This window comes from Hymenobacter sp. CRA2 (assembly GCF_002007105.1).
GTDB lineage: Bacteria > Bacteroidota > Bacteroidia > Cytophagales > Hymenobacteraceae > Solirubrum.
In genome coordinates, this window is the sequence record NZ_MVBC01000001.1 from 492,365 (window position 1) to 516,539 (window position 24,175).

20 protein-coding genes are annotated in these 24,175 nt (G+C 64.2%); 7 read left to right on the forward strand and 13 right to left on the reverse strand.

Annotated elements, in window-relative coordinates; all coding sequences use genetic code 11:
- Window positions 1-48: 48 nt before the first annotated feature.
- The 5 genes from kynU to B0919_RS01940 all read right to left on the reverse strand — a co-directional run bounded on the left by kynU (window position 49) and on the right by B0919_RS01940 (window position 4,940).
- A complete protein-coding gene (gene kynU, locus B0919_RS01920) occupies window positions 49-1,353 on the reverse strand; it encodes a kynureninase (protein WP_078010498.1) in 1,305 nt (434 codons plus the stop codon).
- Between the two features lie 36 nt (window positions 1,354-1,389).
- A complete protein-coding gene (locus B0919_RS01925; protein WP_078010499.1) occupies window positions 1,390-2,673 on the reverse strand; it encodes a hypothetical protein in 1,284 nt (427 codons plus the stop codon).
- A 126-nt stretch (window positions 2,674-2,799) separates the two neighbouring features.
- Complete coding sequence (locus B0919_RS01930) at window positions 2,800-3,846, reverse strand: amidohydrolase family protein (RefSeq protein WP_078010500.1); 1,047 nt, start codon at window positions 3,844-3,846, stop codon at window positions 2,800-2,802.
- A gap of 101 nt (window positions 3,847-3,947) precedes the next feature.
- Window positions 3,948-4,337, reverse strand: a complete 390-nt coding sequence (locus B0919_RS01935) for a GxxExxY protein (RefSeq protein WP_078010501.1) — start codon at window positions 4,335-4,337, stop codon at window positions 3,948-3,950.
- A gap of 51 nt (window positions 4,338-4,388) precedes the next feature.
- A complete protein-coding gene (locus B0919_RS01940) occupies window positions 4,389-4,940 on the reverse strand; it encodes a 3-hydroxyanthranilate 3,4-dioxygenase (protein WP_078010502.1) in 552 nt (183 codons plus the stop codon).
- A gap of 163 nt (window positions 4,941-5,103) precedes the next feature.
- Here B0919_RS01940 and B0919_RS01945 point away from each other — a divergent pair, with 163 nt between their 5' ends.
- Together B0919_RS01945 and B0919_RS01950 are read left to right on the forward strand one after the other, a co-directional pair.
- Window positions 5,104-5,895, forward strand: coding sequence for an SDR family oxidoreductase (locus tag B0919_RS01945; protein WP_078010503.1), 792 nt, complete (start codon window positions 5,104-5,106; stop codon window positions 5,893-5,895).
- 86 nt (window positions 5,896-5,981) lie between these two features.
- The gene (locus B0919_RS01950) at window positions 5,982-6,707 is read left to right on the forward strand and encodes a glycosyltransferase family 2 protein (protein WP_078010504.1); all 726 of its coding nucleotides are present in this window, start codon (window positions 5,982-5,984) and stop codon (window positions 6,705-6,707) included.
- A 72-nt stretch (window positions 6,708-6,779) separates the two neighbouring features.
- Here B0919_RS01950 and B0919_RS01955 read toward each other — a convergent pair whose 3' ends face one another.
- The 5 genes from B0919_RS01955 to B0919_RS01975 form a co-directional block, all read right to left on the reverse strand.
- Window positions 6,780-7,361: a hypothetical protein gene (locus B0919_RS01955; protein ID WP_078010505.1), complete on the reverse strand. Its 582-nt coding sequence runs from the start codon at window positions 7,359-7,361 to the stop codon at window positions 6,780-6,782.
- Between the two features lie 93 nt (window positions 7,362-7,454).
- Window positions 7,455-8,762, reverse strand: a complete 1,308-nt coding sequence (locus B0919_RS01960; protein WP_078010506.1) for a hypothetical protein — start codon at window positions 8,760-8,762, stop codon at window positions 7,455-7,457.
- 42 nt (window positions 8,763-8,804) lie between these two features.
- Window positions 8,805-10,667, reverse strand: coding sequence for a hypothetical protein (locus B0919_RS01965; protein WP_078010507.1), 1,863 nt, complete (start codon window positions 10,665-10,667; stop codon window positions 8,805-8,807).
- A gap of 106 nt (window positions 10,668-10,773) precedes the next feature.
- Window positions 10,774-11,310 carry a hypothetical protein gene (locus tag B0919_RS01970; RefSeq protein WP_078010508.1) on the reverse strand — a complete coding sequence of 179 codons (537 nt, stop codon included), beginning with the start codon at window positions 11,308-11,310 and terminating at the stop codon, window positions 10,774-10,776.
- A gap of 70 nt (window positions 11,311-11,380) precedes the next feature.
- The gene (locus B0919_RS01975) at window positions 11,381-12,682 is read right to left on the reverse strand and encodes a hypothetical protein (RefSeq protein WP_078010509.1); all 1,302 of its coding nucleotides are present in this window, start codon (window positions 12,680-12,682) and stop codon (window positions 11,381-11,383) included.
- A 270-nt stretch (window positions 12,683-12,952) separates the two neighbouring features.
- Between B0919_RS01975 and B0919_RS01980 the strand changes: the two genes are divergently transcribed.
- The 4 genes from B0919_RS01980 to B0919_RS01995 all read left to right on the forward strand — a co-directional run bounded on the left by B0919_RS01980 (window position 12,953) and on the right by B0919_RS01995 (window position 17,879).
- The gene (locus tag B0919_RS01980; protein ID WP_078010510.1) at window positions 12,953-14,461 is read left to right on the forward strand and encodes an ArnT family glycosyltransferase; all 1,509 of its coding nucleotides are present in this window, start codon (window positions 12,953-12,955) and stop codon (window positions 14,459-14,461) included.
- Between the two features lie 56 nt (window positions 14,462-14,517).
- Window positions 14,518-15,465: a glycosyltransferase family 2 protein gene (locus B0919_RS01985; RefSeq protein WP_078010511.1), complete on the forward strand. Its 948-nt coding sequence runs from the start codon at window positions 14,518-14,520 to the stop codon at window positions 15,463-15,465.
- 6 nt (window positions 15,466-15,471) lie between these two features.
- Entirely contained in the window at window positions 15,472-17,016 is a 1,545-nt protein-coding gene (locus B0919_RS01990; protein WP_078010512.1) for a DUF2079 domain-containing protein, read from the forward strand.
- 152 nt (window positions 17,017-17,168) lie between these two features.
- Window positions 17,169-17,879 (forward strand): glycosyltransferase, encoded by a 711-nt coding sequence (locus B0919_RS01995; protein WP_078010513.1) that lies wholly within the window; start codon window positions 17,169-17,171, stop codon window positions 17,877-17,879.
- A gap of 12 nt (window positions 17,880-17,891) precedes the next feature.
- Here B0919_RS01995 and B0919_RS02000 read toward each other — a convergent pair whose 3' ends face one another.
- Both B0919_RS02000 and B0919_RS02005 read right to left on the reverse strand, forming a co-directional pair.
- Window positions 17,892-19,757, reverse strand: coding sequence for a hypothetical protein (locus B0919_RS02000; protein ID WP_078010514.1), 1,866 nt, complete (start codon window positions 19,755-19,757; stop codon window positions 17,892-17,894).
- Between the two features lie 46 nt (window positions 19,758-19,803).
- Window positions 19,804-20,913 carry a PIG-L family deacetylase gene (locus B0919_RS02005; RefSeq protein ID WP_176132808.1) on the reverse strand — a complete coding sequence of 370 codons (1,110 nt, stop codon included), beginning with the start codon at window positions 20,911-20,913 and terminating at the stop codon, window positions 19,804-19,806.
- A gap of 458 nt (window positions 20,914-21,371) precedes the next feature.
- Between B0919_RS02005 and B0919_RS02010 the strand changes: the two genes are divergently transcribed.
- A complete protein-coding gene (locus B0919_RS02010; protein WP_078010516.1) occupies window positions 21,372-22,814 on the forward strand; it encodes an aldehyde dehydrogenase in 1,443 nt (480 codons plus the stop codon).
- Between the two features lie 24 nt (window positions 22,815-22,838).
- Here the strand turns inward: B0919_RS02010 and B0919_RS02015 are convergent, their stop codons facing one another.
- Window positions 22,839-24,116 (reverse strand): hypothetical protein, encoded by a 1,278-nt coding sequence (locus B0919_RS02015; protein WP_139361845.1) that lies wholly within the window; start codon window positions 24,114-24,116, stop codon window positions 22,839-22,841.
- Window positions 24,117-24,175: the final 59 nt, after the last annotated feature.

A 24,175-nucleotide genomic window follows, 5' to 3' on the forward strand; every position in this document is an offset into this window, starting at 1 on the left:
GCCAGCGTTTCCGTCCGTAATCATACGACAAACCGGCTCGGGCGGCTATTAGTTGGCCGAAGCCAGCGTCAAAACTTCGGCCCACTGCGCCACGGCCTGCCCAATGCGCCACACGTCCTCGAAAGAATTGTAGAGCGGCACGGGCGCCAGCCGGATGACGTTCGGCTCGCGCCAGTCGGCCATGATGCCGCGCTCAGCCAGAAAATCGAACAGCGCCCGGCCCTGCCGGTGCACCAGCAAGGAGAGCTGGCAGCCGCGCTGAGTGGGGTCGGTGGGCGTGATAATTTCCAGCACTTCAGCCGGCAATCCGGCCTCGCGCAGCACAAATTCCAGGTAGCCCGTCAGCGGCTCGCTTTTGCGGCGTAGCGCCTCCATGCCGCCGGCCTCGTCGACGAGGGCCAGGGCGGCGCGGTGAATGGCCATGGGGAAAATCTGGGCGTTGGAGAGTTGCCAGCCGGCGGCACCGGCCATGGGTCGGAAGCCTTTCTTCATCTGGAAGCGGTCGGAGGGGTCGTGGCCCCACCAGCCGGCCAGGCGCGGCAGCTCGGGGCTGTTGGCAAACCGCTCGTGCACGAACACGCCGGAGGTGCCGCCGGGCCCAGAGTTCAGGTACTTGTAGGAGCACCAGCAGGCGAAGTCCACGTCCCAGTCGTGCAGGTGCAGCAGCAGGTTGCCGGCGGCGTGGGCCAGGTCGAAGCCGACGGTGGCGCCCACGGCGTGGCCGGCGCGGGTAATGGCCGGCATGTCGAAGGCCTGCCCGGTGTAGTAGTTGACGCCGCCGAGAATGACCACGGCCAGCTCTTCGCCCAGCTCCTGGATTTTGGCCTCGATATCAGCGGTGCGCAGGGTATGCTCGCCGAGGCGCGGCACCAGTTCCACGATGGCGTCGTCGGGGGCGTAGCCGTGCAGCTTCACCTGGCTTTCCAGCGCGTATTGGTCGGATGGGAAAGCGCCGCCTTCCATCAGCACTTTGTAGCGGCGGCCGGCGGGGCGGTAGAAGCTGATGAGCAGCAGGTGCAGGTTGACGGTGAGGCTGTTCATCACTACCACTTCCACCGGCTTGGCCCCCACCAGGCGGGCGGTGGCGTCGGTCAGCAGCTCGTGGTAGTGCATCCAGGGCGCTACGCCGTGGAAGTGGCCCTCGACGGCGTGCTCCTCCCAGCTCTGGAACTCGGCCTCGACGGCAGCGCGGGCCGCTTTGGGCATCAGCCCCAGGGAGTTGCCGCAGCAGTACACGCCCGGCTGCCCATCGGGCCCAGCGGGCAGATGAAACCGGTCACGGAAAGCGCGCAGCGGGTCCTTGGCGTCGAGTTGGCGGGCGAAGTCGCGGGTATTCTGGAAGGCAGCCGTCATAGCGGGCAAAGATAGGCACCGCGGCGAAGCGCCCACTCAGGCTACCTCCACCAGCGGGGCTTCGGCCAGTGCGGGCTCCCGACGCCAGCGCACAGGACGGTACAAGTACACCAGCCCGAGCACGATGACGATGCCGAACAGCCCGCCCACAAAGGCGGGGTGAAAAATCAGCACGCTGTATTTCTTCAGCTGCAGGAAGCGCAGCACGGCCTCCAGGTTGAGGAAGTACGCCACCGAGGCCACGACGTAGGGCCAGTAGCGCCGGGTCAGGAAGCCGTAGGCCGCCAGAAACAGGATGCAGGCGTGCCAGTACCGCTCGTGCATCTGCGTGTTAAAGAAGGCAAAGAGCAGGGGCACCATTCCGGTGCTGAGCAGCGCCAGCGGCAACGACGGGGCCACGGCTGCGCTGCGGCCTTCGCGGCGCAGCCGCAGAATGCTGCGCACGGCGTGCACCAGCAGGGGCATGAGCACGGCGGCCGAGAAGGAGAAGAACAGCAGCAACCCCCACAGCTTGTAGGTCAAGCCCAGGAAGGGCTCCGAGTCCATGGTGTTCATCAGGTCCACGTCGGGAGCGACCAGGGCCCAGAAGTTGAAGGCGTTAGCCGATATCACGGGCACCAGATCCACCACGCCGAAGTTCATTTCGATCATGCGCGGCAGCTGGCTGCGCTCGGCACCCCAGATAAAGGGCACCAGCAGCGCCAGCAGCAGCAGGGCCGAAGCGCCTACCGCTTCCAGCAGCCGCCGCGGACGCTGCCACCACAGCGGAGCCCAGAGCAGCAGCAGCGGCGGCAGGAAGATGATGGCCTGCGTTTTGGTGCTCAGGGCCATGGTATAAAGCAGGGCACTCCACACGGCTTTCTGCCGCGCGGCCAGCACCACCGCCCCAAAAGCCCAGAAGGTATAAATGGCGTCGATCTGCTGCCAGATCAGCGTGTTGTACAGGTAGCCCACGTTGAGCAGCAGCAGCAACGACAGCTCGAACCGGCGGGTGCGCTCCGTTACCAGCGAGGCGGCCCAGATGGCCCCGGCAAAGTCGAATACCAGCACAAAGGCCTTCACAAAATGAATGTAGTGCTTGATGGTCTCGACGTTGCCGGTAAACTGGGTGTAGAGCCAGAGGATGTACTGGTAAACCGGGTTGTAGATGTTGCCCGGGTCTTCGTACACATTGCCCAAGCCGTGTTCGGCCATGTAGCAGGCCCAGAACGACCAGCAGCCCACGTCGCCGGGGTGGCCCACCTGGGGCACCAGCAGCACCAGCAGAACGAAGAGTAAAAAGTAGTAGGCCGATTGGCGAACGGGAGAATACTCCAGCATACAGCGAATAGAAGGCCCTAAGGCCAGGCAAAACAAGCTAATCAGCGGCCTTTGCGGCCCAGGCTCAACGAACCAGCTGCAAAATACGGCATTTCCACGGCTGGCCCGGCATCCGCAGCGCCGGCGCTACAGCACCGGACGCTGGGCCACCGCTCCCGACATCAGCCGGGCTACCTGCGCGTGCATGGGGCCCATCCAGTCCAGCGCGTTCTGGCCCAGCATGCGCGCTTTCACGTCTTCGCTGTAAGGCATGGAGCGAATGAGCTGACCAGGCTCCAGCTCGCCGAGCGGGAACGGATAATCCGTGCCCAGCGTGATTTTGTCGGCGCCGAGGGTCTTGACGAGGTAGTCGAGCATCATCGGGTCGTGCACCAGCGAGTCAACCCAGAACTTACCCAGGTACTCGCGTGGGTTCACGGGGTTGTCGACGGCGCACAGGTCGGGGCGCACCTGAAAGCCGTGCTCGATGCGGCCGATGGTGGCGGCAAAGGTGCCCCCGCCGTGGGCCACGGCCACGCGCAGCTTGGGCAGGCGCTCCAGCACCCCGCCGAAGATGAGCGAGCAGAGCGCCAGGGTGCTTTCGGCCGGCATGCCCACCAGCCAGGGCAGCCAGTACTTGGGCATTTTCTGCTGGGCCATCATGTCCCAGGGATGCACGAAGACGGCCGCGCCCAGCTCCTCGGCCGCGGCAAACACCTCAAAAAGCTCCGGCGCGTCGAGGTTCCAGTCGTTGACGTGGGAGCCGATCTGCACGCCGATCAGGCCCAGCTCCTTTACGCAGCGCTCCAGTTCCTTGATGGCCAGATCAGGCGCCTGCATTGGGATGGTGCCCAGGCCCACGAACCGGTCGGGGTAATCGGCCACCACACCGGCCAGGTGGTCGTTGAGCAGCATGCTGAGGTCCAGCGCGTCGTGGGGCTTGGCCCAGTAACTGAACATGACCGGCACCGTGCTCAGCACCTGCACATCGACGCCGAAGTGGCGGCACTCGCGCAGGCGCACGTCAGGGTCCCAGCAGTTGTCCTGAATTTCGCGGAAGAACTTGTCGTCCTGCATCATGCGGGCGCAGCAGGGCTTGTGGTGCTCCAGCCGGATGAAGCCGCCGTAGCCGTACCGCTCGCGCAGGTCGGGCCACTCTTTGGGCAGGATATGGGTGTGAATGTCGATGACCACAGATAGGAACGGATGTTTTTAACGGATGAAACGGATGGGTTTACCCAGACTGAATCTGGAGACTCAACTGCAACCGGAAACTCTCAGGAGGACACGCGGGCTCAGTCTTGCCTGATGTTTTTTAGTAGGCGCTTGTACTCCAACCGTGGAGCTCCAAAGTTCAGCAGCAAGCCTACCGGGATGCGAAAGGCTTCGAGGTAGCCCAGCAGCTGCGCGTGGTGCGCCGGGGTCAGCACCCCGACTGCTTTCAACTCGAGCAACACGCAGCCGCCCACAAGAAAATCGGCTCGCCGGGCGCCTACTTTCTCGCCGGCATAATACACGGGCAGCTCGATTTCCCGCTCGGCAGCAAGGCCCAGGCGCTGCAGCTCAATCAACAGGGCCCGCTGGTAAATCACCTCCGGGAAGCCGTTGCTCATGGTGCGCTGCACCCGCATAGCGGCTCCGATAATCTGGTGGGTCAGCGCGTCATACTCATCCAGGTTGATCATAAGCAGAGGGACTTCAGGCACTGAATCTCCCACGGAAAGACGTCAAAGGTCTTATCCGTTTTTATCTGTCTTTTCATCCGTTGCCATCTGTGGTTTTTCCATTACGGTGCCGCAGTTCTTGCAGGTGCGCTTCTCTTCGCTCTGCCAAAAGGCGCCCATGATGACGGGCAGCTGCTTCACGATGTCGGTGACTTCGGTGAATTCCTCGTGCAGCTTGGTGCCGCAGTTCTCGCAGTACCACTGAAAGCCGTCCAGCTCGCCGGGCTTGCGGTAGCGCTCCACCACCAGCCCTACCGTGTTGGCCGGGCGCTGCGGCGAGTGGGGCACGCCGGCGGGCAGCAGGAAAATCTCGCCGGCGCGGATGGGCAGGTCCACGGGCTTGCCGTCCTCAATGATTTTCAGCGTGATGTCGCCCTCGAGCTGGAAAAAAAACTCCTCGCTGTCGTCCACGTGGTAGTCCTTGCGGGCGTTGGGGCCGCCCACCACCATCACGATGAAGTCGTCGTTGCCTTTGAATACTTGTTGGTTGCCGACGGGCGGCTTGAGCAAGTGGCGGTGTTCGTCAATCCACTGCTGGAAGTTGAAGGGACGCGTAACGGGCATGGCGGGTGGCGTTGGGTGACACGGAACAAGTAACTCGTGACAAGTTAGAAACTGCAGGCGGAACCGGTGGGCTCTGGCCCGAATAGTCCGGCGGCGAGGCCCTTCCCCATTGCAGGACGGCACACGTGTCACGCGTTACCAGACACCTGACTACCTTTCGGGCATGCTTACCGACCAACTTACCGACCGCCGGGCCGTGGTGTGCGGCAGCACCCAGGGCATCGGCCGGGCCGCGGCCGAGCTGCTGGCCGCCCGCGGGGCCCACGTCACCCTGATTGCCCGCAACGAAGATGCCCTGCGGGAAGCTGCCGCGGCCCTGCCCGCCGAGCACGGCCAACAGCACGACTACGTGGTAGCCGACTTCAGCCGCCCCGATGAGCTGCAGGCCAAACTCGCGGAGTATGTGGCGGCGCACCCGGCCGTGCACATCCTGGTCAACAACACCGGCGGCCCGGCCGGCGGCCCGTTGCTCAGCGCCTCCATCGACCAGCTGCGCGCGGCCCTGGAGCAACACCTGATCTGCAACCATTTGCTGGCGCAGGCGCTGGTGCCGGGCATGAAAGCTGCTGGCTACGGGCGCATTATCAACATCATCAGCACCTCCGTGAAGCAGCCGTTGCCCAACCTGGGCGTGTCGAACACCACGCGCGGGGCGGTGGCCAGCTGGGCCAAAACGCTGGCCAACGAGCTGGGCCCGCACGGCATCACCGTCAACAACGTGCTGCCCGGCGCCACGCTCACCCAGCGCCACCACAGCCTGCTGGAGGCCCGCTCGGCCAGCACCGGACAGGCCGTTGATGAGCTGGAAGCGCAGATGCGCCGGCTGATTCCGGCGGGCCGCTTCGGCGAGGCCGAAGAAGTGGCCGCGGCGGTGGCATTCCTGGCCTCGCCGCTGGCGAGCTACATCAACGGCATCAACCTGCCGGTAGACGGCGGGCGCACCGGTAGCCTGTAGGGGTTTATAACCTGAGAAAAAAGCGCGAAACTTGCACTTGCTTGCCGCGGTGTGCCAAGCCCTTCACCCGTTCTATCCGGCTTCCATTGGCTTCTTTCTCCACCCTTTCCATCGTTATTCCAGTTTATAACGAGGCCCGGACCATTCACGAAATCCTGGACCGGCTGCGCGAGCTGGAGCTGGCCAACGGCATCGGCAAGGAAATCATCCTCGTCGACGACTGCTCCCGCGACGGGTCGAGTGAAGCCATCAACCAGTACGCCGCCCGCTTCCCCGAGATGCAGCTGCGCCTGCTGCGCCACGAGGTAAACCAGGGCAAGGGCGCCGCGCTGCACACCGGCATCCGCCAGGCCACGGGCGAGTACGTTATCATTCAGGACGCCGACCTGGAGTACGACCCGGAGGAGTACAACCTGCTGCTTAAGCCCATTCTGAAGGGCTTTGCCGACGTGGTGTACGGCTCGCGCTTCATGGGTGGCAACCCGCACCGCATCCTGTTCTTCTGGCACAGCATCGGCAACAAGATGCTCACCTTCCTCTCCAACATGTTCACCGATCTGAACCTGACGGACATGGAAACCTGCTATAAAATGTTCCGCCGCGACATCATTCAGGGCCTGAAGCTGGAAGAAAAGCGCTTCGGCTTCGAGCCGGAGGTAACGGCCAAGGTGGCCCGCGTGCCCAACGTGCGCATTTACGAAGTGGGCATCAGCTACTACGGCCGCACCTACGCCGAGGGCAAGAAAATCGGCTGGCGCGACGGGTTCCGTGCCATCTACTGCATCCTGAAATACGGACTGTTCCGGGCGTAGAGACGCTTAGAAACAGCCTCAAACAACACCGCCGGCCCAATACTATCATTGGGCCGGCGGTGTTGTTTGAGGCTAAAACTGCGGTTTCCAGCCTTCTGGCACCGGCCGTTTGCCCTGCGTATCGAAGGAAATGTAGCTGGGCTTCGCGTCCTTGTTGGTGCGCTTGTTATGAAAATGGTGCTGCACGTACGCCGTGTCGCGGGAGCCGGGGGCAAAGTTGACGGAGCGCGTGTAGTCGATGGTGTCGCCGGCTACCACCTGCGGCAGGGTGTAGGAGTAAAACTGCACTGAGCCATCGGCCCACAACTCCCGCCAGTAACCGACTTTGTAATCGGCGCTGGGGTTAAACTCAGCCATCAATCGTCCCTTGTTGGTCTGGCGCTTCCATTCGCCGTAGGGGCTGAACTTATACTTGCCGTCGGCCCCCATGCTGACGCGCAGCGGGCCTTGGTCGTAGTAGTCGCGCCACACGGTTTGATAGGCCTTGTGCACTTTATCGACGGTGCCACCAGCTTTCAAGGTGTTTTTCTCCGCTTTCGTCAGGTGCCGGCGGTACTCCCCGTCGCGCCAGTTGTCAGGTAAGGGCTGCGCGAGCAGGTAAATGCCGCCAGCCAGCGCCACGGCAACTCCAATCAGAATAGGCCAATTGTTCATATCCAGATGGTAAAATATAAACTCAGCGGACCAGCCCAAGGCTAATCCGGGTACTGAAAGAAGCTGCGGCAGCAGAGCTAAAACGCACCGCGCTCAGCTACCCGGCTGCGGCCACTCAAACCAGAAGAAATGTTCCTTGTACATGGCCCAGGTGGTATCGCAGCAGTGCAGGATGCCGCGGTAGTACTGCCAGGTCTGGTACAGGTTCAGTACCACGCAGAGCACCAGCACCAGGGCAAAGCCGTGTAGCAGCCACGGCGAGCGGCGGCAACGGTCGATGAGGGCGGCCAGCGGGAAGGCCAGCAGCGGGTAGAGGCTGATGAGCGGCCGGGCGCTGAACGAGCCGCCGTAGCCCCAGTCCCACCACGAATACGTGACGTAGAGCACTAGCGGCAGCAGCGGCAGCAGCACCGGCAGCGCGGCCCTGGCCTGGCGGCGCAGCAGCAGGATACCAATCAAAGCCAGGGCCATGATGGGCGTGTACACCAGCCAGCCCTTGCGAGGGCTGAACAAGCCGTCGAGGATGTGCGGGTGGCGGAAGTCGAACTTCTCGCCGGGGTAGGAATCGATAAACCACGCGCCGCCGACCTGGTGCCAGAACAGCGGCTGCACACTCACGATGGCAGCGGCAACAACCACGGCCACCAGCAGCTGCGCTCGGTGCTGCCACAGGGCGGCTACGCGCTGGCGCACGGCTTCCGCGGAAGTCAGGCCCCAGAGGGCGGGCACCAGCGCCATCCAGGCCTCGGTGGGGCGCACCAGCACCATCAGGCCCATCACCAGGCCCAGGACCACGGCGTAGCCCCAGCGGAAGGTGTCGAACCAGCGCACCGTGGTCCAGATCAGCAGGGCGTTGAGCAGGAACAGAGTACCATGGCTCATAGCCGGCTCGTAGGCCGTGTAACAGAAGTAATTAGTAGCCAAGCCGATGGCCAGCAGCGCCAGGGCGGTAGTGCTGTCGTCGAAGAAGCGCAGCAGCACGCGGCGTAGCACCCACAGGCCGAGCAGGGCGTAGGCTACGCCGATCAGGGCCAGGGCGCGTTGGTAACCGGCCGTGTAGCCGTCGGGCTGGTATTCGCCCTTGGCCTTGGTGAAGGCATCGGCGGCGAAAAAGCCCGGGGCGTAGAACACGGCCATGCCCATGGGGTACTTCATCACTTGCTGGCCGTTGGGGGCGGGCACCAGGCCGTAGCGCCCGTCCATCTCGGGGCGGTATTGCCGGCGCACGGCGGCGGTGTAGGAACCGTCGCCCACGTCGTCGTAGATGAAGTGGCTGGTCAGGTACTGGTAGTAGCCGGCCACGTCCCAGATGACGACGTCGTGGCCATCCCAGCGGTGGTGCTGGAAGAGGGCGCCGAGCACTACGGCCGCGATCAGCAGAAAACTGGCAATGGACTTCATAAGCAGGCCCCGGCGCCGGCCGGGCAGCAGGTAAGGCCGCGCTTAGTGAGCGGCTACGTCGTCGGTGGGGGTAAGCAGCTCGGCGCGGATGTTATCGATGAGGGCCGGCGAGCCGCCTTCGTTCAGCACGTAGATGCGTAGTTCGTCGCCGGGCTCCACCTCGGGGGCCAGCGGCACGTCGAAGTACACCTCGTTCCAGGCCTTGCTCACACTCAGGGGGTTCTGCAGCTTCACCGCGTTCCACTGCACGGCCTTGCCGGCCCGCTCGATGGACATGACCAGCTTGCTGCCCCAGGCACCCCAGTCGGAGTATACCTGGCAGGAGGCGCGCACCCACTGGCCGGGCTGCAGACCGGCGTCGCTGAGCTTCAGCGACAGAGCTGGGCCGTATTGGCGCTGCGGCGTGGTGCGGAAGGCCTGCCCGCTCTCGAAGCCCCGCTCGTTGGTGATGCCGGTGCTGTCGGAAACGGGCTGGTTTTCGAAGTCGAGGTTGCCCAAGGTGCGCCGCTCGTAGTTCTTGGTGACTTGGCGGATGCGCGTTTTCACGTCGAGCAGAGCGAAGTCCTCCTGCGTGGGCTTGGTCTTGTTGAAGATGGCCCAGTAGTAGCGCTTGGTCATTTCCTCGGCGTGGATGTAGCCGTACATGTACTGCCAGTGCTGAAATAGGTTCAGATCGACCAGCAGCACAATGAGCGGAGCCAGCAGCCAGGCGGCCACGGTGCGGCGTTGCGGTTCGGCGGCCCAGGCCAGCAGGGCGGCCAGGCCCAGGCTCAGGGCAGCGTAGGACTGCACCAGGGCACGCTGCCCGATGCTGCCGCCGTACCACCACACGTCCCACGCCGATACCACCCAGAGGTTGATGATAAAGTATGCTGTAACGGACAGCGCAATGCTCCGGTGCCGGCGCCAGAGCAGGCCGATGCCAACGATGGTCAGCAGCATCAGCGGGGTGTAAATCAGCCAGCCCTTGCGGAAGCTGAAGAGCACCGGCCAAGTGTGCGGCTTCAGGAAGCTAAACGTCTGCTCCTGGTAGCTGTACACGATAAACGAGCCCGTAGCCCACTTCCAGTACAGCAGCTGCGGCAGCACCCCAAGGAACAGGAACAGGCCCAGCAGCAGCACATCGGGCCAGCGCCGCAGCACCAGCTGCAGCTTCTCGCGCGCCGTCTGCTTCGACGACACGCCCCAGAGCAGCGGAATCAGCACGGCCACGGCTTCGGAGGGGCGCGTGAGGATGAGCAGGCCCAGCAGCAGGCCGATGGCGGCGGCCACCCAGCGGCGCGGCCGCTCGTGCCAGTGAATGGTAGCCCAGATGAGCAGGGCGTACAGGGTGAAGTCGTAGGTGTGCGGCATGGCCGCATCGAACACGGCGTACTGCAGGTAGTTGGTGCCGAGCACCAGCAAGGCCAGCGTCACGGCCGTGATGACGTCGGAATAGAAGCGCAACAGCACCCGGCGCAGAATGCCCAGCCCCAGCAGCCCGTAAACCATGCCGCCGAAAGCAATGGCTACCTGGTACGGCGCCGAAAAACCATCCTGCGGGTAGTGCAGCCAGCCGGCGGCCCAGTGCCCGAGGAAAAAGAACGGCGTCTGCAGAATGGCCAGGCCCACGGGGTACTTCATCACCATGGCACCCTCGGGCCCGCCGGGCACTTGGAAAGCTTGGTAGAAGCTGCCCGTGGGCGAGTACTCCCGCATGATGTCGGGAATAAAGCGCAGGTACGAGAGGTCGTTGTAAATGAACTTGGCCGGCAGGTACAGGTAGTAGCCCATGGCATCCCAGGTGAGGATGGCTACCACGTTGTGGGTATCCCAGTAGGGCGCCCAGAGACGGGCCTGCACCATCAGCACGAAGAGCACCAGGATGGTAATGAGCGAGTAAGGCTGGGCGATGCGCCGGATCATAGGCTGCGAAACGGGATAAGGCTAGCGGCGGAAAGGGCGGGTACACCAGCGGCTCCCCAGGGTCGGTCGTCGTTCCCCGGAGAGCCGCAGTGTAAGTAAGGCGAACCTATTCGGCTTTTTCGATGCTGAGGTCGTCGATGTACGCCGTCTCGTTCTCGTTGGTGCGCCACAGGTACATGCTGAGCTTGTCGGCGTAGTTGGCGTCGGCGGGCAGGGTAATGGTTTTCTCCACTTCCACCCACTTGTTGTACGTTTTGACGTCTTTGGCCAAATCCAGACCTTCCCACATCATCTGCTTGTTGCCTTCCACGGGGCGGGTGAGCTGCGTCACCAGCACGGCCTGCGCCTTGCCGTTGGGCAGGTAAGCCCAGGCCTTCACTTTGATTTTCTTGAGCTTGCTGGGGCTGAGCTTACCGAGCAGGATGTTGTAGCCCATGGCAAACTCGATGTTCGGCCCGACCTTCAGGGACCAACGCCCGGAGTGGGCTTTGTCCTTGTTCAGCGAGGGAACGTTCATGTCGCCCAACCAGCCTTCGAACGATTCAAAATCGTTGCTAGTCAATTGGTTGGCCGGCACTTCCGAGTCTTTTTTACCGCAGGCGACCATGCCAAACGCGAGCATTGCGTAAAGCAGTTTTTTCATAAAGGTGAAGGCAGAGAATAATTGTGCCCGGCAAAATTAGGGGAAAATCAACAGCGTGAAGCGGTTAAATTCAGTTTGCGGCGGGCGTTTCGGCCGGGCGGCGCAGGCACAGAATCACCCAGGCCGAAAGGAAGATGACCAGCAGCAGCAGGTTGTCGTAGGGCACCTGAATGAAGGCGTAGAACAGGGTGAGGTTCAGCTTCAGGGCCAGCAGGGCGAGGTAGCGGTAGTCGAGGCGCAGGCGGTGGCGGCGCAGCCAGTACACCAGCACCACCACGGCCACCGAGCCAACCGAAGCCAGCAGGTGCGAGAGGCGCAGCACGTTCAGGCGGTCCAGCAGCTCGCCGGGCAGGTAGTGGTAGTAGAGCGCGGCCAGCCCCAGCCCGCGGTACAGCTGGTTGGGCAGGCCCTGCTCATTGAGGTTCGACTCCCACTCGCCCAGCGCAGCGGCCGTGTAGTAGCCCTGCCCCTTGAGGAAGGACGACCAGTCGGCCGACAGGAACGGGATGACGTACAGCCCGAGGATGCCCACCAGCACCAGCGCGGCCACCCACAGCGCGGCCTTGCGGCCCTCGTGCCGGTAAATCAGCAGCAGGTAAAACGGCGCCCAGAACACCAGCGAGAAGCGCGACAACAAACACAGCACCAGCCCGATGGCTCGCAGCACCGGCGACTTACTGAAGATGCCCGCCACCAGGATGAAGTAGTAGCCGATGACCAGGCTTTCGATGGAAAGGCCCAGGATATGGGTATCGCCGGCCAGCAGGGGTAGCACCACCAGGATGGGCACCAGCAGCTTGAAGCTGCCTTCGAACAGGTCGGGGCGGGTGGCGGCCAGGCGGCGCGCGTACAGCGCCACGCCCACGGCAAACACCCAGAAGCCCAGCCAGCGGTAGTCCATGTTGAGCGAGTCCGGAATCAGGAAGGGCAGCCACATCATGGGCAGGTAGGTCGGCGAGAGGTCGTAGCCGAAGTCCTTGATGAGGGTGTACACCGTCTCGCCGTTTTGCAGGCGCCGCAGGTAGATTTCGATGGACGGAATCACGTCGGAGGTTTCCACCGCCACCGGGTACTGGTTGATGATGTCGCGCAGGCGCGGGTAAAACGCGGCCAGCAGCAGCACCCCAGCCAGCGCCCACTGCCAGCGCCCGAGCAGGGACTGGCCGGGTCGGTCGGCGAGGTCGTAGGGCTGCGCGCGCAGGGCGCGGTAGGCGGCCCAGGTAAAGAGCAGCGAGGCGCCCAGGAACAGCACCGGGCTGACATAAGGGCCGGCCACGTTGCGCAAGTAACTGAACAGCAATAGCTCCAGGGCGAAGGCGGCCAGCGTCAGGCCTGGCCAAAAGGCCGTGGAACGAGTAGAAAGTGGCGCCATGCGGGAGTAGCCAGGAATAAGGATGCAAGGACAAGATTACTGACTTTGCCCGGGTTTTGCCTCCTGCGGCGGCGAAACGGTGCTGGCGCCTCCCCGCCCCTAACGCATTTGCGGCCTATCATTTACCCGCCGCCGGCCGCGGCGTTGGCCGGCCCGGCCGTTATCTTTGAGGGCTTGCCGCGTTGGCAGCAGCCGGGGCCCGCAGGGTCTTGGCGTCGCTGGCCCGGCGCTTCAGCCCGCATCTTCCCGGCGCCTCAACTGCATTTTCGCTTGCATCCTCTTCTATCCCTGTACGCGGGCTGGCCGACCCGCCGCAAAGTCCTGGTAGCGCTGCTGGCCCTGGCGCCCGTGCTCTATTTCTCGCTGCTCGACCGCATGGCCTCCCACCCGGTGGTGATGTGGGACGAGTCGCGGCTGGCCTGCAACGCGGCCGAAATGCTGCGCAACGGCAACTGGCTGGTGACCTACTTCGCCGACCGCGTGGATTTGTGGAATACCAAGCCGCCGCTGCTGATCTGGATTCAGGCTATCCTGTTCAAAATCATCGGCCCCGGTGAAGTGGCCCTGCGCCTGCCCTCGGTGCTGGCGGCCGCGGGCACGGCCTGGCTGCTGGTGTGGTTCTGCAACCGCGTGCTGAACGCCCCGCTCATGGGCCTGTGCGCCGCCCTGGTGCTGCTGACCACCAGCGGCTACATCGACCGGCACGTCTCGCGCACCGGCGACTACGACACCCTGCTGGTGCTGCTCACCACTTGGTACACGCTCAGCTTTTTCCGCTACCTCGAAGACGGCCGGCGCTCCGCGCTCTGGCAGGCCGCCCTCGGCGTGGCTTTGGCCGTGCTCACCAAGGGCGTAGCCGGCGCCATGTGCCTGCCGGGCCTGCTGCTCTACGCCATTGCCACCGGCAAGCTGCTGTGGCTGATGAAGCGCGGCCAGGCCTACGCGGCCCTTGGCACGACGGTAGCCATCGTGGCGGCCTACTACGTGGCCCGCGAGTACGCCGCGCCCGGCTACTGGCACGCCGTGTACGAAAACGAGCTGGGCGGCCGCCTGCTCAGCGACCTGACCTACACCGGCGAGCAGCCCTGGAACTGGTACCTCAACATGCTCGTCAACGATGAGCTGCTACCCTGGCTGTACTGGATGCCCATCGGGCTGGTGGCCCTGCTTTACAAGGGCGTGCCGGGCGTTTACCGCCGCTTCGCGCTGCTCACGGTGCTGTTTCTGGTGTGCTTCATGGTCGTCATCAGCTCGGCTACCACCAAGTACTACTGGTACGAAGCACCGATTTACCCCTTCTGTGCCCTGCTGGCCGGCGCCGGCGTGGCCCTGGTGGGCGAGGCGCTGGTGCTGCGCCTGGGCAGCGAGCGGATGCCGTGGGCGCTGGGCGTGTTTCTGGTGGCGGTGCTTATCGGCCCGTTCCTGTTCGTGCTGACCGAAACCCAGCAGTACTACGACGCCCGCCACTCCGACCCCGACTTGCTCTTCGGCCGCTACCTCGACCGGCAGGCGCAGGACTTCGGGCAGCTGGATAAGTACGCTCTGCTCTCCGGCATCGATTACAACGCGGCCATGGAGTTTCACAAGTCGGCGGCCATGCTCAAGTACGACCACCAGGTCACGACCTACTACCCCTGGCAGGTGAAGGAGTTTCAGCCCGGCGACGCGGTGGTGGTGTGCAACCCGGCCATGCGCGCCAAGCTCGACAGCGTGTACCTGACCGAGCCGCTCTACGAGGATGCGCCCTGCTCCACGGTGCTCATCAAAACCGCACGCTGAGGCGCAGCCAGTCTTGCGTCTTTTTCGGAGCTTTGCTACTCTCACCCTGCCTGCTCGTGGACCTGTCCGTCATCATTCCCATTTACAACGAAGAGGCTAACATCCCGACGCTGTACAGCCGCCTGCGCGGCGTCATCGATCAGATGGGCGTTAGCTGCGAGTACATCTTCATCAACGACGGTTCGCGCGACCGGTCGCTGGCGCTGATTCACGAGCTGGCCACGGCGCACCACGACGTGCGCTACATCGACTTCAGCCGCAACTTTGGTCACCAGATTGCCGTGACGGCCGGGCTGGACCTGTCGACGGGCCAGGCCGTGGCCATCATCGATGCCGACCTGCAGGACCCGCCGGAGCTGATTCCGGAGCTGTACCGCAAAATGCAGGACGGCTACGAGGTGGTGTACGCCAAGCGCCGCCGCCGCGAGGGCGAAAGCGCCATGAAGCTCTTCACGGCCAAGCTGTTCTACCGCATCCTGGCCAGCATCACCAATATTTCCATCCCCGTCGACACGGGCGACTTCCGCATCATCTCGCGCAAGGTGGTGCATGCCCTGAAGCAGATGCCGGAGCAGAACAAGTTTCTGCGCGGGCAGATTTCGTGGATCGGCTACCGGCAGACCTACGTGGAGTACGACCGGGCCCAGCGCGCCGGCGGCGAAACCGGCTACACCTACCGCAAGATGATCAAGCTGGCGCTGGACGGCATCACGGCCTTCTCCGACGTGCCGCTGAAGGCCGCTACCATCATGGGCTTTACCGTGTCGGGCATTGCCTTCCTGGTGCTGCTCTACACCCTGTTCGAGCGGTTTATCACCCGCGACTATCAGCCCGGCTGGGCTTCGCTGATGGTGAGCATCCTGTTTCTGGGCGGCGTGCAGCTGATTGCCGTCGGCATCATCGGCGAGTACCTGTCCCGCCTGAGTGCCAACGTGCGCCACCGCCCGCTCTACATCATCTCCGAAACCAACATTCCGACGACGGCGGAGCGGGAACTGCGCTAACGGCTAGTGAGTACCCTACTCCGCCCTACTCCGGTTTCGGCCGCCGACAACCGCCGGGCCCTGCGCTGGCGCGCGGGCCTGTTTGCCGGCTTCGCGCTGATTTACAGCGCCGTTTCGCTCGTCAACCACTATCTGTTTCGCACCGCCGCGCTGGATCTGGGCCTCACCACCCACGCCCTGCGCGACTACGCCCACCTGCGCGGGCACACCAGCACCTTGCTGGTGGATTCGCCGCCGACCAACTTCCTCTTCGCGCACTTCACGCTGATTCCGGCCCTGGTGTCGCCCTTATATTGGCTACTGGGCTCTTGGACGATGCTGGTGGTGCAAATCGGGGCCTTGCTGCTCGGCGGCTGGGGCGTGTACTGCTTTGCGCGGGCGCAGGGCCTTCGTCCCGGGTTGGCCAACCTGGTGCTGGCCTACTTCTTCAGTTTGTGGGCCATTTATTCCGCCCTCGGTTTCGATTACCACGACAACGTGGTGGGCGCCATGGCCTTACCGTGGCTGGTGTACTGGTTTGAGCGGCGGCGCTGGCTGCCGGCGGCGCTGGCCTTTGGCCTACTGCTGATCAGCAAGGAAAACCTGGCGCTTTGGGCCATCTGCATCATGTTGGCGCTGGCCTGGAAGCACTACCGCCACGGCGCCGTGGCAGGGCGTGCGGTACTCGGCGCGGTGCTGGCGGCCCTGTACTTCGTGGTGGTCACGAAGTACCTCATGCCGGCGCTGGACGTGGAGCACCGCCCGTTTCAGCAAGTGGTGCGCTATCAGCACCTGGGGTCTACGCTGCCCGCGGCCGTCTGGAATACGCTGACTCACCCTAGCCTGCTCTGGCAGAGCCTGTTCCTCAACATCACCGGCGAGGCGTTCTACAACTACGTGAAGCTGGAGCTGTGGGCCGTGCTGCTGCTTTCGGGCGGCGTGGCGGCGCTGCTGCGGCCCTGGTACGCCCTGATGCTGGCGCCCATTCTGGCGCAGAAGCTCCTGTCCAACGACTACGGCCTGTGGGGCATCAACGGGCAGTACTCCATCGAGTTGGCGCCGGTGCTGGCCCTGGCTGTGGCCGAGCTGGCGGCGCAGTTACATGCGCAGCGGCAACGGCTGTATTTAATCGGCACCTTGGCGCTGGCCGCGGCCGTCACCGTCGCGACGCTGTACACGCGCCAAAGCAAATGGTATCAGCGCGAAACCACCAACTTCCTGCTGGGCAAGCACTACCGCTCGACCTGGGGCCTCGACGCGCCGCGCCTGCACGCCGCCCTGCGCCGGATTCCGGCCGACGTACCGCTGAGCGCCCAAACCAACCTGGCTCCGTGGCTGACCAACCGCGCCAAGCTTTACCACTTCCCCATTCTGCGCGACGCCCAGCTAGTGGCCCTGCTGAAGACCGATAAGTCGCCGTGGCCGATGACGCCCGCCGGCTACCTGCAGGCCATCGAGATGCTGCGTACCCGCGGCGACTTCCGCGTGCGCTACGAAGACGCGCAACTGCTGGTGCTGGAGCGCACGCGCCCCGCCGCCCGCCCCGACGAGGTGCTGCCGTTTCAACTATAACGCTTCGACCGCGTATTTTTGACCTTTCGCTCTGGCCTTTGGGGCCGCTACTGAGCCAGCGGTATGCTCCGCTGGCTCAGTAGCGCCAGCCTTTGCCGAGGCTCTTCACACCAACCTCCCCAACCGCGCCGCGCGGTTCCTTCTTCCCACCCATGCCCGCCGATCTGGCCCTTGTGCTGCCCTGTTATAATCCGCCCACCGATTGGGCGGCCAACGTCGTGGCGAGTATGGAACGCCTGCGGCAGGAGCTGCCCAACGGCACGCAGGTGCACCTGTACCTCGTCAACGACGGCTCCAGCCGCGGCATTGCCGAGGCCGATATAGACTTGCTGCGCCGGGAAGTACCGCAGTTCACCTACCTCTCCTACCCCACCAACTGCGGCAAGGGATATGCCCTGCGCCACGGCGTGAGCCAGGTGCAGGAGGCGTTGTGCCTGTTTACCGACATCGACTTTCCTTACCAGGAATACAGCATGGCCACGCTCTACGCGGCCTTGCGCACCGGTGCCTGCAACCTGGCCGTGGGCGTGCGCGACGCCGCGTATTACGCCCAGGTGCCCGCGGCCCGGCGGCGCGTGTCGCTGCTGCTGCGCCGCTTCACCCGGCACCTGCTGCGCCTGCCCATCGACGATACCCAGTGCGGGCTGAAAGGCTTCGACGCCACCGGCCGGGAGCAGTTCCTGCGCACCACCACCGACCGCTACCTGTTCGACCTGGAGCTGCTGCTGCTGGCCTCGCGGCAGCCGGCCGTGCGTGTTCAGCCCATTCCGGTTTCGCTGAAGCCCGGCGTGGTGCTTTCGCCGCTCAATACCAAGGTGCTGCTGGCCGAAAGCCGCAACCTCTGGCGCCTGGTCTGGCAGTAAATCAGTTGGGCCTTACTTCACGTCCCAGCGGTACAAGCGCAGCGTGCCTACCTGGGCGACCAAAGGCAATTGATTGCGGCTGATAAAACCAGGGGCGGCGGCCAGCAGGCGGCGCGGCCGCTCGTGCGTCTGCAGCGCCACCGGCGTGCGGGCGCCGTTGTAGGCGGCCTCGTCATAGAACACCAGGATGGACTGCCCCCGCAGCTTCGCCAGCAGCTCCGGCGCCGGGGCGCTGCCTTCAAACAACGAAGCCAGCGCCTGCGCCTGCGCCGGGGCGGTGCGCGACATTTTGGAAGCCATCAGCGGCAGGCCCGTCCGCAGCGCCAGCTGGTAGCTGCGCAGGCTGTGCTGATTGTCGTCGTCCACGGTCAGGTCCATGTCTTCGCTGCCCACGTGGAAGTAAGGAATCGACAGAATGGCCTGGTACTGACGCGCATCCACCGCCTGCAGCAGCTGCGTGAGTTCGGGCTGGCGGCTGATGTTGGTCATGGTATTCGGCAGCAGCCCCTTGCGGTAGGCCTTGAGCGTGTCGCGCGTGTCGAGCCAGGCCAGCAGCACCAGCGCCACTACCACGCCCCAGCGCCACCACGGGCGGCTCGTGCTCAGCCAATAATCCAGGGCCAGCACGGCGCCCAGGTTCACGGCCCAGAAAAACGGCCAGTTGAAGCGGGCAAACGCGCGGAAGTGGGCAATGCTGCCGCTGATTTTCTGCAGGTAGACGAAGGCGCTCAGGTAGTTGTTGAAGTACCAGTCGCCACCCATGGCGTAGCGCGTGCCCATGGCGGCAAACAGCCCCACGGCCCCCGCACCCAAGGCCCGCATGGCCCAGCGGCCGCCGGTGGTGCTTTGCCAGTCGTGCCAGCGCTGCCGCCACCGTGCCGGCCGGCTCAGCACGGCCACGAGCAAGAGCAATCCGCCGAAGAGCACGAAGGCCCCGAGGTACATCTTCGATTCGTAGGAAACGGGCGTTTCCGGCTCCACCAGAAAGCGCACCTTGTCGTACGGATAGGCCTGCACCAGCGCGGGCAGGGCCAGCCGCCACGGGGCATAGTTGAATCCGGTGGGCGTGCTCAGCCGCAGCTTGAAATACCCATCGAGCAGGCGCACCGTGGCGTAGCAGATGACCACCGGCAGCCCCGTAACGGCCGCCGAAGCCAGCAGCAGGCGCCACTGCCGCCACCGCCCGCTGCGCAGCAGCCACCACGCCAGGAAGCTCCCCGTGTACAGGCCCACAATGGGCAGGTAGTACAGATGGATAAAGCCAGCCAGCGTCAGCCCCACGGCCGTTAGCACGACCGGCTGGCGGATGGAAAGGCCGGCTTCGGTGCGGGTGTAGAGCTGGTACGTGCCCCAGATGCCCAGCAGCACCACCCAGCTCAGAGCCAGGTTGAAGTGCCCGCCGGTAAGGCGGCAAAGCTGCGGGCTGAGCCAGGGCAGCAGCACGCTGAACACCAGCGCCAGCCCCCACCAGCGCACCAGCGGCCGTAGCAGGCTCATCAGCAGCACCGTGCTCAGCACCATGCCGCTAAGAATCAGGCCGTGGTACACGTCCAGCCCGTAGGGCGTCACGTCGTAGATGTAGTGCGAAAACAGCTTGACAGCGGTGGCCAGCAGGGGGCTGTTATCGGTGTAGAAGATGTACTCCCCGAAAGGGTAGTTCATGCCTTCGAACCAGCGCAGGCCCCGCTCCCAGGGTTGCTGCAAGTAGGCCTGGAAGGTGTAGTAATTCTTGGCCCCGTCGGCTTCTTCGACGAACAGGTACTGCCCGGGGGCCGTGAACAAGGGCCCGAAAGCACGAAACAGCAGCACCACCTGAAGCAGCGCCGCTGTTAGCGTCAGGCCGAAAGCACTGGGCTTGCGGCGGAAAAACTCAAGCATACGAATAGATATACAGCCGCTGCAAGTTACGCCGCGCGGCGCCAGTCTAGCGCACGATCTGCACGCGCTGCTCGCGGTGCTCCTGCCCCACCTGCAGGCGGCAGATATAGGTGCCGCTGGCCGGAAACTGATTTACATCGAGCCAGACTTCGTAGTGGCCGGGGCGCTGCTCGGCCTGCACCAGCGTCTGAATCAGCTGCCCGCGCATGTCGTAGAGGCGCAGCGTGACGGCGCCAGCCTTCGGCAGCTCGTACGCCAGCATGCTGGACATGTCGAACGGGTTGGGCGCCGGCGTAGCCAGGGTGAGCTGCTTGGTGGCGTTGGCCAGGCTGTCAATGCGCATTTGCGCGGCATTGGCGGCCGTTACCTGTTGCTGCGCTTCGTGGCGCAGGTAGCTGTACTGCCGCCCCAGCCAGCACAAGTGGTCGGGCTGCCAGGCCGAGGGCTGCCCCGATTCGGTAAGCCCGCGGCAGTAAGCCGCGAATAAGGCCGTTTGGTTGGCCGTCTGGACCGGATTCAGGTTGGCGGGTTTGTGCGAGCTGTGGTAGCCCATGTACAGCACCCGGCGGCATTCCAGGTTGCGGGTGGCCTCGTCGGTTATGGAGCCGGTCGTGACGTGGTCGGGGTGGTCGTAGGGGTTGCGCTGCACATCGGGATTGGGGCTGTGCACCCACAGGGGGCTGTTGGCGCGTATTTCCTGCTGAACGATGGCGCGAATGGTGCTCGTCAGATCATTCCAGGACGAATAGGTAGTGGCGCCGTCGATGCTCGACAGCGTGCTGCACTGCCCGGCCCGGAACTTCCGCAACGTCTGGAAGTTGCAGCGGGCGAAGCCCTGGCCGTTGGTGCCTCCATCGGGCAGGCGCAGGAAATACACCACCGTGTTGCGGAAGTAGGAAGCGGCCAGCTGGTGCCCGCGCACGTTTACCGTCGTGATGCAGGCCGGCGGCAGATTGGTATTCTGCTGCTGCCCGCAGGCGGTGCGCACCGAGTTCAGGCAGCCCACCTCCCGGGCCTGCCACCATGCATCGCCGGGCTCGTTGGCCTGGCCCGCCGTAATGATGATAAACACCACTTTGGCCTGGTGCTGCACGTTGTCGTAGGCGCGGCTGCCCATAAACAGCTGCCAGTCGTCCTGGTGAGCAGTGATGAACACTGACGAGGGCGGCGGCGTCGCGGCGGGCGCATTCTGACCGTACAACGGCCCAAAGCAGCTGCCTAGCAAAACCCAGCAAAAACAGAGACGGAGTAAAAGCTGACCCATAGGCACCTGGGAGGCGTGTCGAAAATGCAAGAGGCGAGACCGTTACTGAAGCGTGGCTTCCCTAAAATTCGCTATCCGTTTCTGTAGACTCCGTGAAGCCTCCTGGCAGATCGGCGTACTTTCGGTCAGGGAAACCGAGCACTTGCAGATGCATTTGCGAATATAACTTAAACGGGCCAAGCGTCGAGCAGCTATTTGCATATTTTTGCTTAAACCCATTCTCTCAGCTGCTTATCACACTTATTCCTATCTGAAATTATCTTCTGGTTCTTGTATTCCCCTTCCGCAGTAACCAGACTAGCGGCAGCGCCTTCTAGCTTTACGTTTCCCACCTACCCCGCTTTAGCGTCATGCTTCACTTGCGCAACTACATCGGCGGCGAGCTGGTGGCTCCGGCCGCCGGGCGCTACCTGCCTAACATAGAACCAGCTACCGGACAGGTATTCAGCCACATACCCGATTCCGACGCCAACGACATAGCGCGGGCCGTGGCCGCGGCGGAAGCTGCACTGCCGGCTTGGCGCTTGCTGCCCGCCGAAGACCGGGGCCGCCTGCTGGTGCGCGTCGCGGAGCTGATCGAGCGGGACCTGGACCGGCTGGCGGCCGCGGAAAGTCAGGACAACGGCAAGCCCGTGACCCTGGCGCAGGCGGTGGACATTCCGCGGGCGGCCAGCAACTTCGCCTTCTTCGGCACGGCCGCCCAGCATTTTGCGTCCGAAACGCACTTTCAGGAAGGCGTGGCGCTGAACTACACGGTGCGCCACCCGCTGGGCGTGGTGGGCTGCATTTCGCCCTGGAACCTGCCGCTGTACCTGTTCACCTGGAAGATTGCGCCGGCCCTGGCAGCGGGCTGCTGCGTGGTAGCTAAGCCCTCCGAAATCACGCCCTACACGGCCTACCTGCTCAGCGAGTTGTGCATCGAGGCGGGGCTACCGGCGGGCGTGCTCAACATCGTACACGGCACGGGGCCGGGTGCCGGGCAGGCCATTGTGGAGCACCCGGCCATCAAAGCCATCAGCTTCACGGGCGGCACCAAGACCGGCGAGCATATTGCCCGCACGGCCGCGCCGATGTTCAAGAAATTGTCATTGGAGCTAGGCGGCAAAAACCCCAATATCATTTTTGCCGACTGCAACCTGGCCGAAGCCGTGCAAACCAGCCTGCGCAGCTCCTTCGCCAACCAGGGCCAGATCTGCCTGTGCGGTTCGCGCATTTTCGTGGAGCGCAGCATCTACGAGGCGTTCAAAACGGAATTCCTGGCCGGCGTAGCCCAGCTCACCGTGGGCGACCCGCAGGCAGCCGGCAGCCGGCAGGGTGCGCTAGTGAGCGAGGCCCACCTCCAGAAAGTACTGAGCTACATCGAGCTGGCCCACCTGGAAGGCGGCACGTTGCTGGCCGGCGGGCGGCGCGTGCAGCTGGAGGGACGTTGCGCCGACGGGTATTTTCTGCAGCCCACAGTGTTTGAGGGCCTCGGCCCGGACTGCCGCGTCAACCGCGAGGAAATCTTCGGCCCGGTGGTGACGCTCACGCCTTTCGACACCGAGGAGGAAGCCCTGCGCTGGGCCAACGGCACCGACTACGGCCTGGCCGCCACCATCTGGACGCGCGACCTGAACCGGGCCCACCGCGTGGCTCACGCCCTGCAATCGGGCATTGTGTGGGTGAACACCTGGCTGCACCGCGACCTGCGTACGCCCTTCGGCGGCATGAAAAGCTCGGGCGTGGGGCGCGAAGGTGGCCTCGAAGCCCTGCGCTTTTTCACCGAGCCGCAGAGCATTACCATCAAGCTGTAGCCTGGTTCTCAGCCGAACCGCTACTTAGCGGCCGCTGATGAGCATCAGCACAAACCAGGAAACCACCAGATTCAGTAGGCCCAGGTACGGAAACGGCACCACGATAAAGGCATAGAAGACGACCAGGTAGGCCTTCAGGCTGATCAGCGCCACCAAGCGCGTATCGAGCCGGAGCCGCCGGGGCCACCACCACAGCCCAAAGAGCAGCGGCACGAGCGTGCACACGGCGAAGTGCCAGTACTGCAGGCTTTGGATAGCACCATCGATGTCGGAGCCGGCGGCGCGGTGCCACCACGGCGCTAGGCCCACGCCCTTATAGAGGTGTTGCGGCCCGCCGAGCTGCGGCACCACGGGTGCGGCCCATTCCGCGTGGGCGATGTTGAAATTTTCGAGTTGGGCCGCGATGAACGAAGAGGGGTCGGGCCACAGAAACAGGACCAGCAGCAACACGGCCACCCCCATACTCAGCGCGACTGTTTGCCCGGCCCGGCGGGGGCTTTCGTGCCACAGCAGCACGGCGTAGAGCGGCAGCCACAGCGCCAGCGAGTAGCGCGAAAGTACGCAGGCTACCAAGGCCAGCGCGCGGGCCGGTACTGAGCGGTGCAGCAGCGCTGCACACAGAGCCGCATAGTAGCCAAATACCAGCGGCTCAATCGTCTGCCCCGCCAGGGCCCGCTCAATCAGCACCATGAAATGCACCGCCAGCACGGGCAGTACCAGCTTCAGCAGCCGCTCGGGCCACGGCATGGGCAGCCGGGCGAGCAGCAATTGGTAGAGCAGCAGCGCGAGCCAAAAGGCCCCCATAGCCCACCAGCGGTAGTCTACGCCCAGCAGCTCGGCCGGCACGAAGGGCAGCCAGTGCATGGGCGGATAATTGGGCAGCGAGGTGTAAGTGCCCAGATCCAGCGGCGCGTAGACCTGTTCGCCGTTCAGCAGGCGCCCCACATAAAGCTTGAGCGCCGGCACGATGTCGGAGGTGCGCAGCAGGTCGGCGGCGGGCAGCCGCTCGATGGTGCGCCCTACCACACCCGCCGACAGCGCTATGCTGCCCAACACGGCAGCCACTGCCAGGCCCCAGCGTGTAGCCGGCACCGTCCGGCGCGTCGGCCACCTAAGCTGATAGCCCGGCACGTAGCCGGCCGCGCCCATGGCTAGCAGCAGGCCACTGATCAGCAACCAGATGGGGCTCCAGTACGGTCCAGCGCTGTTGCGACCAAACGTGGTCCAGTACAGCTCGGCAGCGGCAGCAAGCCACACCAGCAGAGGTACCCAGCGGCGAGGAGCAGAAACGGGAATGGGCATAGCGCGCAGAACCGGTGCGGTTCGGCGCGCAAAATACCGGTTTGCGGCGGACGGCCGCG